The 14,004-nt window shown below is 37.0% G+C and carries 13 protein-coding genes; 8 read left to right on the top strand and 5 right to left on the bottom strand.

All coding sequences use genetic code 11. The annotated features are described in order from the left end of the window. The first annotated feature begins 631 nt into the window (after window positions 1-631). The 5 genes from EGI24_RS02080 (at window position 632) to EGI24_RS02060 (ending at window position 3,828) form a co-directional block, all read left to right on the top strand. On the top strand, window positions 632-1,864 hold the full coding sequence (locus EGI24_RS02080) for an NAD(P)/FAD-dependent oxidoreductase (protein WP_255046579.1): 1,233 nt from the start codon (window positions 632-634) through the stop codon (window positions 1,862-1,864). A 13-nt stretch (window positions 1,865-1,877) separates the two neighbouring features. Beyond that, window positions 1,878-2,186: a TusE/DsrC/DsvC family sulfur relay protein gene (locus EGI24_RS02075; RefSeq protein WP_255046578.1), complete on the top strand. Its 309-nt coding sequence runs from the start codon at window positions 1,878-1,880 to the stop codon at window positions 2,184-2,186. Window positions 2,187-2,213: 27 nt separating this feature from the next. Further along, window positions 2,214-2,696, top strand: coding sequence for a DsrE/DsrF/DrsH-like family protein (locus tag EGI24_RS02070; RefSeq protein WP_255046577.1), 483 nt, complete (start codon window positions 2,214-2,216; stop codon window positions 2,694-2,696). Between the two features lie 316 nt (window positions 2,697-3,012). Continuing rightward, window positions 3,013-3,450 carry a single-stranded DNA-binding protein gene (locus tag EGI24_RS02065; RefSeq protein ID WP_255046576.1) on the top strand — a complete coding sequence of 146 codons (438 nt, stop codon included), beginning with the start codon at window positions 3,013-3,015 and terminating at the stop codon, window positions 3,448-3,450. A gap of 3 nt (window positions 3,451-3,453) precedes the next feature. Further along, window positions 3,454-3,828: a GxxExxY protein gene (locus tag EGI24_RS02060; protein ID WP_255046575.1), complete on the top strand. Its 375-nt coding sequence runs from the start codon at window positions 3,454-3,456 to the stop codon at window positions 3,826-3,828. A gap of 112 nt (window positions 3,829-3,940) precedes the next feature. On the opposite strand, the gene EGI24_RS02055 is transcribed toward EGI24_RS02060, so the two are convergent. Continuing rightward, window positions 3,941-4,600 carry an SGNH/GDSL hydrolase family protein gene (locus tag EGI24_RS02055; protein WP_255046573.1) on the bottom strand — a complete coding sequence of 220 codons (660 nt, stop codon included), beginning with the start codon at window positions 4,598-4,600 and terminating at the stop codon, window positions 3,941-3,943. After that, window positions 4,597-5,343, bottom strand: a complete 747-nt coding sequence (locus EGI24_RS02050; protein ID WP_255046572.1) for a DUF6503 family protein — start codon at window positions 5,341-5,343, stop codon at window positions 4,597-4,599. Before EGI24_RS02050 ends, EGI24_RS02055 begins: the two co-directional genes overlap by 4 nt. A gap of 100 nt (window positions 5,344-5,443) precedes the next feature. On the opposite strand from EGI24_RS02050, the gene EGI24_RS02045 reads away from it, so the two are divergent. Further along, entirely contained in the window at window positions 5,444-8,842 is a 3,399-nt protein-coding gene (locus tag EGI24_RS02045; RefSeq protein WP_255046571.1) for a HEAT repeat domain-containing protein, read from the top strand. A 119-nt stretch (window positions 8,843-8,961) separates the two neighbouring features. On the opposite strand, the gene EGI24_RS02040 is transcribed toward EGI24_RS02045, so the two are convergent. The 3 genes from EGI24_RS02040 to EGI24_RS02030 all read right to left on the bottom strand — a co-directional run bounded on the left by EGI24_RS02040 (window position 8,962) and on the right by EGI24_RS02030 (window position 12,976). Then, window positions 8,962-10,185 (bottom strand): hypothetical protein, encoded by a 1,224-nt coding sequence (locus tag EGI24_RS02040; protein WP_255046570.1) that lies wholly within the window; start codon window positions 10,183-10,185, stop codon window positions 8,962-8,964. A 25-nt stretch (window positions 10,186-10,210) separates the two neighbouring features. Next, window positions 10,211-11,368 (bottom strand): acetylornithine deacetylase, encoded by a 1,158-nt coding sequence (gene argE, locus EGI24_RS02035; RefSeq protein ID WP_255046569.1) that lies wholly within the window; start codon window positions 11,366-11,368, stop codon window positions 10,211-10,213. 219 nt (window positions 11,369-11,587) lie between these two features. Then, on the bottom strand, window positions 11,588-12,976 hold the full coding sequence (locus EGI24_RS02030; RefSeq protein WP_255046568.1) for a YfcC family protein: 1,389 nt from the start codon (window positions 12,974-12,976) through the stop codon (window positions 11,588-11,590). Between the two features lie 137 nt (window positions 12,977-13,113). Between EGI24_RS02030 and EGI24_RS02025 the strand changes: the two genes are divergently transcribed. Beyond that, window positions 13,114-13,548, top strand: coding sequence for a hypothetical protein (locus EGI24_RS02025; protein ID WP_255046567.1), 435 nt, complete (start codon window positions 13,114-13,116; stop codon window positions 13,546-13,548). 27 nt (window positions 13,549-13,575) lie between these two features. Further along, complete coding sequence (locus EGI24_RS02020) at window positions 13,576-13,968, top strand: thiol-disulfide oxidoreductase DCC family protein (protein ID WP_255046566.1); 393 nt, start codon at window positions 13,576-13,578, stop codon at window positions 13,966-13,968. Window positions 13,969-14,004: the final 36 nt, after the last annotated feature.

Below are 14,004 nucleotides of genomic sequence, written 5' to 3'. Positions count from 1 at the left end.
GAGTCATTTTTATAATTTAAACAAAAATAAATAATTCCTTTTTGATTCCTCGTTTCACTAAGAAAAAACTTGATTTTAAGTATCGAATTATCTTTGATACCAAAATGAAAATTATGTACTCATTTTAAAAATCAAATTCTTGCTAATTTGTCTTAATCATTTAACTTTAAATTCTTTAAAAAAAACTAATATTCACATAAAATTCAATCTAATGCATTTCTGGCTTTTTTCATTTTTCATTTGGTATTTTGATATTCGTAAAAAGAAATTTTATCCGCCTAGAGCCAAGTTTTATTGGGGCGTTACATTAATTTATTTAAACACATAGGCACATAGACATCATAGTTTTTTCTATATGTCCTATGTTGCTATATGTTAATTTTCAAAAACACATAGTCACATAGATATCCTCGTTTTTCTATGTAAATTATACTGCTATGTGTTAAAAAGATTCGCAAAAATCATTTTCATCCAATCCAACTATCAAACAACTTTCCACAAGGGCTGAAATAGGCAAATATATAAATACCTACATATGATTATATTTTCATATGATGGGAGTCATAGGAATGAGTTCTGCGTTTCTGGAATATTTGTACATCAAAAAAGACGCAATATAAATATTTACAAAATGAAACGATTATTGATTTTAGGTGCAGGCACGGCCGGAACCATGATGGCCAACCACCTAAACAAAGAACTCGACCGACATCTTTGGGAAATCGACATCATAGACGAAAGAGAGGAGCATTATTATCAGCCCGGCTATCTGTTTTTGCCTTTCGATATTTACGAACCTGAAGACATCATTAAGCCCATCAAAAAGTTTATTCCGAATAGCGTAAATCTTATCAATGACAAAATAGACAAGATTATTCCGGAGGAAAATCTCGTAAAAATGGCTAATGGCGACCAACTCCACTATGATTTGTTGATTATAGCCACTGGCAACGACATTGCCCCAGAAGAAATTCAGGGAATGAAAGGCAGCGAATGGCAAAAGTCAGTTTTTGACTTCTACACTTTTGAGGGTGCTTTGGCCTTGAGAAATAAACTTAGAGAATGGGAAGGCGGCAATCTGGTGGTGCACATCACCGAAATGCCCATCAAATGTCCTGTAGCACCTTTGGAATTTACGTTTTTATCTGACTCGTATTTCAAAGACAAAAAAATGCGTGAAAAAGTAAACATTACCTACGTGACGCCACTCAGTGGGGCTTTTACAAAACCTAAGGCCACAGCCACACTAGAGCATCTTTTGGTAGAAAAAAACATCCACATCGAAAGTGACTTTGCGATAGAATCGGTAGACAACGAAAACAAAAAAATCATAGATTATGGTGGCCGAGAAATACCATTTGACCTACTCGTAACTGTGCCCACCAACAAAGGCAGCGAGGTGATAGCACGCTCTGGAATGGGTGACGAACTCAACTACGTGCCTACCCACAAAGCCACTTTGCAGTCGAAAAAACACCAAAATATTTTCGTGATCGGTGACGCAACAGACGTACCGGCCTCCAAAGCAGGTTCTGTGGCACACTTCGAGGCCGAAATATTGACCGAGAATATTTTACGATACATAGCAGGCGAACCACTCAAAGAAGAGTTTGACGGACATGCCAACTGTTTTGTAGAAACAGGAGGCGGCAAAGCACTTTTGATTGACTTCAACTACACCCATGAGCCTGTGGAAGGCACATTTCCTTTTCCAGGAATTGGGCCTTTAAGATTACTCCAAGAGAGCCGAATGAACCACATGAGTAAGTTGGCGTTCCGCTGGATCTACTGGAACATGCTCCTCAAAGGAACGCACATACCGTTTATATCCACCACAATGCAAGAAGAAGGTAAACATTTTTAAAAACAATAATACAATGGAAAAGACAATAGCAGGCAAAAGTGTTGCCGTAAACGAAGAAGGATATATGACCGACCTCAGCCAATGGTCGCCAGAAATAGCCAACGAACTGGCCAAAGAATCCAATTTGGAACTTTCGCCCAGACATTTTGAGGTTTTGGAATATCTTCAAACGCAATATAAAAACGAAGTTCCACTGACTATCAGAAGAGTGGGTGCGAGCGGTGTGGTGGATATAAAGGAATTTTATGCTTTGTTTCCAGCTGGTCCGCTGAAAATTTCTTCAAAAATTGCTGGAATACCTAAACCTGCCAGCTGTATATAATTTTATAAATACTTAAATAACAAGAAGATGAGCGAGTATAATGGTGAAATTAAAAAAATGATGATTATCCTTTCAAAAGCTACTTTGGATAGTGTTTATGCGGCGTTTGTATTGGCAAACGGTGCAAGAATGGAAGGCATAGAGTCTGAAATGTTCTTTACGTTTTTTGGCTTAGAGGCACTACACAAAGAAAAAATGGAAGATTTGCATGTGGCCACTGTAGGAAATCCCGCCATGCACATGCCCACGATGCTGGGTGGACTACCAGGCATGGAAGCTTTGGCGACGCACATGATGAAAAAAGAAATGGACAAGCTCGACCTACCAGGTGTGAAAGAATTTGTAGAAATTCTTTCAGCATCAGGCGTCAAAATCTGGGCATGTAGACTGGCCATGGATATGTTTCATTACAAAAAAGAAGATTTAGCTCCCGAATTGGACGGTGTGTTGACCGTTGGAGACTTTTACCAAAGAGCACAAGGATTAGGAACACACATGCTTTTTATATAGTTTCTTTGATTTTTTGAAATACATAGGCACATAGCGATCAAGTTATCGCTGTGTGCTTTATGTTGTAAGGTGTTCTGTTTACTATAAACACATAGGCACATAGAGATCATAGTCCTTCTTTGTTTCCTATGATTCTAAGTGTTAAATATAAAACACTTAAAAGCAACCCCTTACCCGACAACAAACACTTATAAACGAATACAAACGTTTATCTACCGAATAATTTTTGGTGGCCTCTCCAATTTTGCATCGTCTTCTCGATTTGGGAAGAAACAATTGAAAATCATTATTAACAATTTCAAACTAAAGCAAAATCATGGCATCATTAAACAAAGCATTGTTGATCGGGAATTTAGGCTCAGACCCAGAAGTAAGAACACTCCCAAGCGGCAGTAAAGTGGCCACATTTAACATCGCCATAACAGAATCCTATAAAAACAAAGACGGAGAAAAAGTAGAAAACACCGAATGGCACCGCATAGAACTTTGGGAAGGCTTGGCAGGCATAGCCGAGCAATATCTCAAAAAAGGCGATAGTGTATACATAGAAGGCCGGATCCGCACCGAAAAATATACCGACGCCAACGGCGTAGAAAAATTCTCCTTCAAAATAAGAGGCAATAGCATGCAAATGCTCAGCAGACCAAATCGTGAGGGGGAGAATAAAAATTCTGCTACCTATGCTTCTGCGAACCAAGCCGCCAATTCGATGGTACCCAATCAGGTGGCGGATGGGGATGATTTGCCATTTTGAGTTATGGAAGAGTTGAATAATTTATCGGAAAAAATTCTGAGATGTGCATTCACTGTTCATAATGCTCTTGGACCAGGATTATTGGAAAGTGCATATGAGGAATGTCTTTTCTATGAATTGAAGTCTTCAGGACTTATGGTAGAGAAACAGAAAGCACTACCGTTAGTTTATAAGGAAATTCATTTAGAAACAGGAAATCGGATTGATTTAATTGTAAATAAACAGATTATCCTTGAAATTAAATCCGTGGAAGCTATTGCGGATATTCATATCGATCAAGTATTGACTTATTTAAAACTTTCAAAATGCAGGCTTGGGCTCTTGTTGAACTTTAATGTTCCATCCTTGAAATTAGGAATTCGGAGATTTATTCTATGAGGAATTTACAACAGAGTTCACGGAGTTAGGCACAGAGTTTCACGGAGAAATTACTCTGTGCAACTCTGTGTAATAAAAACTCTGTGTCCTCTGTGGTAAAAAACAAACGGAATCACTTCATCAATTCACGAAACATCAACTCTGCCACGAATTTATTTCCTGCCTCATTAAGATGTACACGGTCAGTGGTCAGAATACCTTGACCTTTGTTTTCTGGGTTATTGGCAAGGTTATAGGCCAAAAACTCTTTTCTTAAATCAACTAAACCGCATTTGTGCTCTTTCGCCAAGTCTCGGATTATTTTGGAGTATTGATTGAGATCACCGTCTTGCTGGTTACTATGGTCGTTTTTTTCGCCAATTGCCGCTGGAGTGGTAAGGATAAGCTTTATTCCTTGCGATTGCATTTTCTTAATCAATGCCGTATAAAACTTCGTGAATTTGTCTGCATCGGTACCAGTGCCATAACTGGCTTTGTGCCAAACGTCGTTAACTCCAACATAAATTACAACTACATCAGGCTTTTTTGAAAGAACGTCGTCCTCCATTCTCAAGAAAAGGTCGTAAACCTTGTTTCCACCAATTCCAGCACCAATGAGTTCTGAGGTGTTTCCAGCTTTTGCATACATATCTTTCAGCATAGTAATGTATCCGCCTGGATTTACACCTGCTTGGGTAATAGAATCTCCAAAAAATATAATTTTCTTAGGCGTATCAACTTTGAAGGCAAAAAGAAGAGAGGTTAAGAATAATCCAAATAAAAAGGTTTTCATTTTATGTTTACGTTAAGGTTGACAATTTCAGATTTCAAAGGTATTTTGTTTTGTTCAAAAAGCACGTCTAAATCCTCAAGTTTAGTTTTTAGGTCCTCGAAACCATAGTTTTTATAATCGCTAAACTTGATGCCATTCAGGGTTTTCTGATTAAATGCCTCTCGGAATCTAATACCTCCGCCACTGGTTTCATAGGAATATGCAAAGTAATCCATCGACTTGGATTCTTTTTCTATCCAATACATAAACACGTCATTGTGATCTTTTCCTCCACCCTCTTTATTGAATCTAACTTTGATTTTGTAATATTCTTTACCTTTGATTTTCGCTTCACCAATTAGCTCTTTATTTACTGCTGGGTCATTAAGTGGCTTAGGCAGTAGAAAAAAATAAGCAACAGAATTTACTGAATTCGTATACTTTTTAGCCATCGAATCAGCTAAAGGGATTTTTACTCCATCAATATTTCTACTAAATGAATCATTGGTGACCACATCCACGATTTTATGCCCAGAGCTATCCATTTGCATACGCGTGTAGGTGTATTGGCCTTTTCTATTTTCTAAGGTATAATGCATGTTTCTAAAATCGAAATCTACACCAAGATCTTCATACTTCTTACCTCCATGCAACTCAATACACTCATCCACAATAGATTGTGCGGTGGGTTTGCAAGAATAATTGATTAAAATCAAGGTGGTCAAAACAGCAAATAAACTTGATTTCTTTAGAAAGTTTTTCATGAAATTTTTAATTAGAAATTTAAAAACAGAACCGAATTCGAATATAGCTTTTTTTAAATATTTTTGTAGAATTTTCAACCATAATTATCAAACGATGCAGATGAGTACATCTAAAATTCTGAGTCTCTTAGTTGCACTTTCCTTTATTTTCTTGGCAAATTCTTGCAAAAAAAACACAGGAAATGAAGAGTTTCTCGTAATAAGCGACAATTCACCAGACCCCATAAAAAAGGCACAAGAAGTAAGGGACAAAATGCCCATTAAAATAGCTGATGGTCTCCAAATTAAACTTTGGGCAAGTGATACATTGGCACCCGATCCCATTGCTATGTCTATAGACGACAACGGAGCAGTATATTTGACAAGAACAAACCGCCAAAAACACTCAGAATTTGACATCAGAGGACATCAAAACTGGATGACAGCTTCTATTGGCTTGCAAACTGTTGAAGACAGACGTGCTTTTCTAAGAAAAACTTTTGCTCCCGAAAAAAGTACCGAAAATAGTTGGTTGAGCGATTTGAATGAAGACGGCGTGCATGATTGGAAAGATTTGGCCGTTGAAAAAGAAGAAATCTGGAAATTAGAAGACAAAAACAAAGATGGCATAGCTGACGTTTCCACCAGAGTTTTCAATGATTTGTACGAGGAAATCACCGACGTAGCAGGAGGTGTTTTGGTAAGAGAGAAAGACGCTTTTATAGCTACAGGTCCAGATTTATGGCGTTTGACTGACAAAAACAAAGATGGTTTTTATGAGACCAAAAAATCAATTAGTCATGGATATGCTGTGCATATTGGCTTTGGTGGCCATGGAATGAGCGGAATTACCGAAGGTCCTGATGGCAAAATTTATTGGCAAATTGGCGATATTGGAGCAAACATCACTTCTGTGGATGGCAAAAGATTTGAATATCCCAATGAAGGCGTTTTGGTTCGCTCTAATCCAGATGGTACTGATTTTGAAGTATTTGCATCAGGCATCAGAAACACGCACGAGTTTGTTTTTGATCAATATGGCAACATCATTTCGTCTGATAACGACGGCGACCACCCAACCGAGCGTGAGCGTTTGGTGCACTTGGTAGAAGGAGCCGACTTGGGCTGGCGATCAAATTGGCAATATGGAAAATACACTGACAACAAAAACAACAAATATAAAGTTTGGATGGATGAACGACTTTCTGTTCCTCGTTGGGAAGGTCAGGCGGCCCATATTATTCCGCCCATTATGAATTTCCACAATGGGCCAACAGGCATGCAGTTTAACCCAGGAACGGCATTTGGAAAAAATTGGCTGAATAAATTCTTCTTGGTTGAATTTGTTGGAACACCCACAAGTTCGCACATATGGTCATTTGGCTTAAAGCAAAAAGGTGCGTCATTCGTATTGGATGGTGATAAAGATATTTTGAGCGGGATTTTGCCAACGGCCATTCAGTTTGGCCCTGAAGGTGCTTTGTATGCTGCCGACTGGGTAAATGGCTGGGATACTAAAAATTATGGGAGAGTTTGGAAAATAGATGTTACCGAAAAAGAGAACGATTTGGAGGATTTAAGAAAGAAAACACTTTCATATATGACTCTGAAATATCCACTACAAACAGACGCCATGCTAGCCGATTTGATTGGTTTTGAGGATATGAGAATTCGTAAAAAGGCTCAGTTCGAATTGGTAAATCGCGGACAGAAGGGCTATGCTGTCTTTGAAAACACACTGAATACTTCAAAAAATCAACTGGCTAAAATTCATGCGATTTGGGGAATTGGAATGTTGGCAAGAACAGAAGCTAAATATTCTGCCACACTTTTGAAAGTTTTGGATGATAGCGATGCCGAAATACAAGCTCAGGCTGCAAAAACTTTGGGAGAAGTTAGAAATAAAAATGCCGTAGAAAAGCTAAAAAGTCTTCTTATAAGTGAAAATTCTCGTGTAAAATTCTATGCTACTGAAGCTCTTGGAAAGCTGGGAGATAAATCTACCATCTCTAACATTCTGAGTATGATAGATAAAAACAAGGACGAAGATGTTTATTTGAGACATGCTGGTGTATTTGCTTTGAGTAAATTGGGTGCAGAATCAGAAATGGTGGCTTTGGCAGGGAATAAAAGTAAATCTTTGAGATTAGCGGCCGTGTTGGTTTTGAGAAGACTTAAAAGCGATAAGATTCAAGTTTTCTTGCAAGATGAGGATGAGTTTATAGTGGAAGAAACCGCAAGAGCAATAAACGACGATACCTCGATTCCAAATGCGTTTCCAGCCTTGGTGAAATTGCTGGGCAATGACACATTTACCTCAGAACCTTTGTTTAGAAGAGCCATCAATGTGGCTTTACGTGTGGGCGACAAAACATCATTGGATGCTTTAATAAATTATGCCAAAAAAGAAAAAATAACGGACGAACTAAGAGCGGAAGCGATTGCAGCATTGGGTACTTGGGCAGATCCATCGGTTCTGGACCGAGTGGATGGACGTTATAGAGGAATATTTTTAAGAGATGTGGCAAGTGTAAAAAGCACCATTGAACCGCATTTGTCAGCTTTCTTAAATGCCGAAAACCCAGAAACCCAAATAGCTATCAGTCAGTTACTTTCTAACTTAAAAATAGATACTTTTAATGACAAACTGGTCAATATTTTTGGGAACACAAAAGACCCTAAAGTAAAAATCGCCGCAATAGATGCTCTTTCAAGCTTGAACTATAGCGGCTTGGACAAGATAGTTCAGAGTGGTTTACAAAACGAAAAATCGGAAGTAAGAGTGGCTTCTATCGGTGCATTGTCGAAACTAAACATTGACGAGAATAGCCTGAATGAAATTGTAAAACCTATAATTGAGAAAGGCTTAATCAGGGAAAAACAGAGATTGATAAACACTTTGGCTAATATGCCTATTTCAAAAACTGAGAAAGTTTTAGGCTCTATGATAGACTTGATGGCTGCTGAAAAACTGGACAAAGAATTGTTGCTCGATTTAAGCGAAGCTGTGAAGAAAACCAATTCGGAAACGCTTTTGGCCAAATTAAATGCCAACAAAAAATCGGACGATTGGTTTGAAGAATTCAAAATGGCTCTGTTTGGTGGTGATTTTAGAGAAGGTAGGAATATTTTTAACAACAACTCTACTGCTCAATGTGTTAGATGTCACACCACAAATCCAGGAGCACCATCGACCGTCGGACCAAACCTTGGAAAAATTGGAAGTAAACTTACCAGAGAAATTATACTTGAAGCATTGGTAAAACCTAGCAATAGAATTTCTCCAGGATTTGGTCAAGTAAGCTTGACACTAAAAGACGGACAAGAAATAACCGGAACTTTGATGTCGGAAAACGAGCATGAAATCGTATTGGCAACTTCTGACGCCGAGCCAACCAAAGTGGCTTTGTCGAGAATTGCAAAAAGAGAAAACATGCCCTCCAGCATGCCTCCTATGGGCGATATTCTTTCGAAAAGAGAGATACGTGACTTGGTAGAGTATTTGGCAGGGATGAGGTGAGAATTGAATGATTAAAACAAAAAGGCTGATCAATACAGCCTTTTTGTTTTTAACTCAACCTAAAGGCAAACTCCCCATTATCTTTCTTCAGTTTAATATGCATTTCTTTGAACAAGCGTTTAATTCTGAAAAATTCGATTTTTGTATTGAGGTGTTAAGAAATTTATCAAGTATTTCTTAGAAATTTCAAATCTTTCCATACAAGGTCCATATCCTGTAGCACCATCAAAATATTTAACAATTATTCCATCTTTTTTTAATTCCCAGCTTTCTAGACTCCACCATTTTTCGTTTTCTAAAAAATAGCATTCTGTTTCTACTTTATCTTCTTCATTTTCTGGAGATTCCAAAAGGGAGGGGTTAGAAAGCCTGAGTATTTTGACCATTTCCGGAGCTACAAACGCTTCCCTATATTTTACCCATTTTGCCCATTCATCTTCCTCATTACTTTCAGTTAAAACAGAATATGCCTTTTTTGTTATTCTCTTTAGATCTCTATTTGCATCGCTTTCATTTTCAGTATACAAACTTGGATTTTTTGAAAAATGAAAGACCTTGTCGAAATCTAAAACTTCATCATTGATTACGTCTAAATTCTCTGAAATTTCAAACCATGAAGGATGTGCGGCAGAATAACAATAACAAATTCCTTGAGAAAAATTATAACTAATTATTCCTTTTCCAACTTCTTTTACTAAAAATATTCCATTTGGCAATTCATCTCCAATTTCATCACATTTACAACCCCTAAACAAAGCCTCAATTAATCGTAAATGCCTATCTTCCAAATATTTATATAGTACTGGATTTGTAGGCGAATGAATTCTGAAAAATTTAATTTTGTAAATATTATCAGAATACCAGTCAATTTTTATTTTTCCAATAGTTACAGTTGTATCCCTAACAAACTTTATTTTCGAACTTGCAATATACCAAAGTGGATCTTCCGAATTTGAATCATTCCAATTACCAATTATGGAATTTTTAATGTTCTTAAATTCAAATGGTTTTATTTTAACTGGTAAAATCTTTTTTGAAGTAAGTTCTTTCCAAGTACCTTGATAAGAACCATCTTTGTTCAAAAATAAATCAAATTCTTCGTTTGGAGCATCATAAGTTTTCAGAACAATATGCTCTTTAGTTCCTTTAGCTTCACTAAATATTATCTTTTGAAGCTTTTTTTCATAGAAATACCCCCCATTATCTGAATATCTGCCTATATCAGTGGTTGGAAAATCAATGATTATTGAATAACTCCCAATAGTTCCTTTGAAACAGTCCGCGTAAGAGTTTATACTTAAAACGCAAAGTATGATAACTAAACTAGATTTTTTAAATTTCATTATATTGTATGGATTTAAAGTAATTTCAACTCAATTCCTCTGCCAATTTCTCCATCATAATCAAGCATTTTTCAACTTGTTCAATGGCGATAAATTCATTGGCTCGGTGTGCTTGGGCTATATCTCCGGGCCCACAAATGACTGATTCAAAACCTGCCAAAGCAAATTGACCAGCCTCTGCGGCATATGCTACAGTACCTAACTCTAGATTTCCAGTTATTTTTTGAATAAAAGGCACTACATCTAAATGCTCTGGTGTATCCAAAGGTGGAACAGGCGGATGATCTTCCTCCGTAATAATCTTTGCACCGGCAAATCTTTGTTGTAGCTCTGCTTCAAGTGCTTCACAATAGTCAGCATAATCTTTCAGAATGTTTTCTAAATTACTTTTGGGGATAATCCTCACATCCCAGTAAAAAGTACACTTATCTGCGATTACGTTTGGAGCTATACCACCATTAAATTGACCGACATGTATTGAAGTATGATTTGGGGTAAATCGGTCATCAATTTCACCCGATTCAAAAAGCTCGTTCATTTTGTTTTCCAGCCAAACTACCAATTTGGCCGCTACATGTATGGCACTCACTTCTCTTTTGATTCGACTACTATGCCCGGCAGAACCGTGTACCGTTGTTTTTAACACACAAATTCCCTTTTGCCCAACAACAGGCTGCATCATGGTTGCCTCACCAATTATAGCATATTTTGGTTTTTCTTTATAAAAATCTCTGATAGCACAGGCCATTTCAAAACCCGACAAGCATCCTACTTCTTCATCATAAGAAAAGGCAAAATATATCGGTTGTTTCAAATTTGATTTCTTAAAAAGATCTACACTTGCTAAAAAACAAGCCAAAAATCCTTTCATATCGCATGAACCGCGGGCATACCATTTTTCGTCTTTTTCTGTCAGTACAAATGGCTCAGTAACCCAATCTTGTCCTTTTACTGGAACTACATCTGTGTGTCCAGAAAGTATAACCCCGCCATCTACAGCTGGTCCAATTCTGCAATGCAAAAGTGCTTTATCTCCCTCTGCATTCGGAACAACCTGAAATTCAATATCTTGAGATTTTAGGTAATCGGTTAAATAATCAACAATGGCTAAGTTTCCTTGTCCTCCTAAAACTTGGAAAGCCACCAAGTCCGTTAAAATTCCTTTTGTTTTTTGAAGTCTCATTTTTTGTTTTTTTTTAAACACACAGGCACATAGAGATCATAGGTTTTTATATGTTTATAATTTATCGCAAAGACGCAAAGAAATAATCAATCTCTTGTGTGTCTAAAAACTTAGTCATGTACGTTTAATTATACCGTATGCTTCTATTCTTTTCAAACTGCTAATAAAAAAAATCTTATAATTTTTCTATGAGCCCTATGTGCCTATGTGTTTAGTAAATCAAGCCGGCCCATAATTAATCATGACCGAGATAACCACAAAAATAATCGCCAATGCGATTAAAATGGCCACGACTGGAGCAATAAATCTTAACCAACGCTCAAAAGGTACTCTGCAAATGGCTATCATTGCTATGAGCCCTCCGAAAGTTGGGTTTATAAGATTACTTACACCATCACCTACTTGAAATGCTAAAACAACCGTTTGTTTGGTCAGATGAAGCATTTCTCCCAAGGGAATAAGAATCGGCATAGTAGCCAATGCTTGTCCGCTCCCACTTGGAATCATAAAATTCATCAAACTTTGAGTAATGACCATTCCGACAGCTGAAAGGTAATTTGGCAAACCTTCTAATGAATTTGCCAAAAAATAGGTGATGGAATCACTCACTTTCCCTTCTTCCATTACGATTCTTATGGTTGCGGCAAAACCTACCATAAATGCACCAGGGGCTACTTTCGCTACGGAATCTAGCACTAATTCTCCTATTTCTATGTTGCTTTTTTTTAAGAAAAATATCAAGAAAAACGTCAAAATCAAGAATAAGGCCGATATATCGCTGAGATACCATTTGTATTCAAAAACACCATAAATCATAATGATCAACATGGCCACAAAAGCTCCTAAAATCAACCAATCTTTCCAATGCATTTTAAAGGACTCTATAGGTTTTGAAAGTGAAAAACCTGAAGAATCTAGTTCATATCCTAATCCTTTTTCAGGATTGACCTTTATTTTTTTGAAATAAGAAATATTATACCAAGCCATAATAGCCAGCCCCAAAATACACAAAATAATTCTCAATAAAGCACCGGAAAATAGCGGCAAATCGGCGATTCTTTGGGCCGTACCAACGGTATAAGGATTAAAAGGAGACAAGCCAAAACCAACGGTTACCCCACCTACCGCTATGCCAGTTGCCAGCACCAAATCGCCACCAATGGCCAAACTCAAAACGGCTGCAATAGGAATCATGGCAATGTTGTTTTCATAACCAATAAACATTCCCAAAACTCCATAAACAAAGGTCATACCCGCAATGAGTACGTTTTGGTTGTTTTTCCCAAGCGTTTTCACAAACGAACCGACCACGTTTTCAACAGCTCCAGTAGCATTCAAGACTCCGAACATTATTCCGCTGGCAACTATTATAAAGATAACTTCAATGGCGGCTTTGTAACCTTTGGGCATAGATTGAAAAATAACTGCTGGACTCAATTTTAAAGACTCCACAAAATGAAATGAACCCGCCACTACCTTCATTTTGCCATCTATCTCCACTCTATCAAATTCCCCAGCAGGTAAGATATAGGTGAAAAGCCAGGCCAAGACAATCATTCCAAATAGAATAATTACAGGGTGTGGAATATATTCATACCATTTTTTCATTCGAGTTTCAGGGTTTTTCAGACAGTAATTTAGTCCGAAAATTAGGAATAAAAAAACCATGCTAAACCAAAATACGGTTTTTGGGTGTTTATATTGAAATATTCAATTATTTTTGACAAACATTTAAACCAAATATTATGTATTCTATCATTTTACAAGCTCATCATTGGATTGCATTTATCGCTTTGGCGTTGTTGGCTTATGCTACTATAAACGGAGCTATAGGCTCAAATTCTGAAAAAGTATTTGATGATTCTCACAGAAAAATCAACTTATTTGCTTTGATTTCAACACACACCATGTTGCTTTTGGGGATAGTTCTTTTGATTATTTCGCCTATTGCACAAAATGCATTTGCAGACATGGGGGCTGCAATGAAAGACGGTGCAGTTAGAAAAGCTGTCGTAGAGCATCCTTTTGTTAATATACTTGCCGCTGTTTTTGCTACAATTGGAAATGCAAAATCTAAAAAAGCAGTAGGAAACGGTCGCAAGTTTAAAGTTTCAATGATATTCTTTGGGCTTGCTCTAATATTGATTTTGAGCAGACTTCCTTTCGAAAAATTATTTTAAAATATAGCCCCGAAAGGGGCTTTTTTTATGCATTCACCTATTATTTTATTTGATGGCGTTTGTAACCTTTGTAATGGTGCGGTCCAGTTTGTACTCAGCAATGACCCAAATAAAGCCTTCAAATTTGCATCGCTTCAATCTGAATTCGCACAAGATTTTTTAAAAAAGCACCAACTTCCAACTCAAAACTTTGATACTTTGATTTTAATAGAAAATGAAGAAGTTTTCATAAAGTCGAAAGCCGTATTTAAAATAGTCAAATATCTCCCCAAATATAGCTGGCTGAATATTTTCAAGTTTTTACCCATATTTATTTCTGACTTTTTCTATGATATTGTTTCCAAAAACCGTTTGAAATGGTTCGGTCAAAGAGAAAGCTGTTGGCTGCCAACAGAAGACTTGAAGGAAAGATTTTTGTAGCTTCGATTTTCTTTTAATGGATTTTTACGGAAATTG

It is taken from the genome of Lacihabitans sp. CS3-21 (assembly GCF_024343675.1).
Taxonomy (GTDB): Bacteria; Bacteroidota; Bacteroidia; order Cytophagales; family Spirosomataceae; genus Leadbetterella.
The sequence above is the reverse complement of the archived record's forward strand: the minus strand, read 5'-3'. Positions and strand labels throughout refer to the sequence as shown.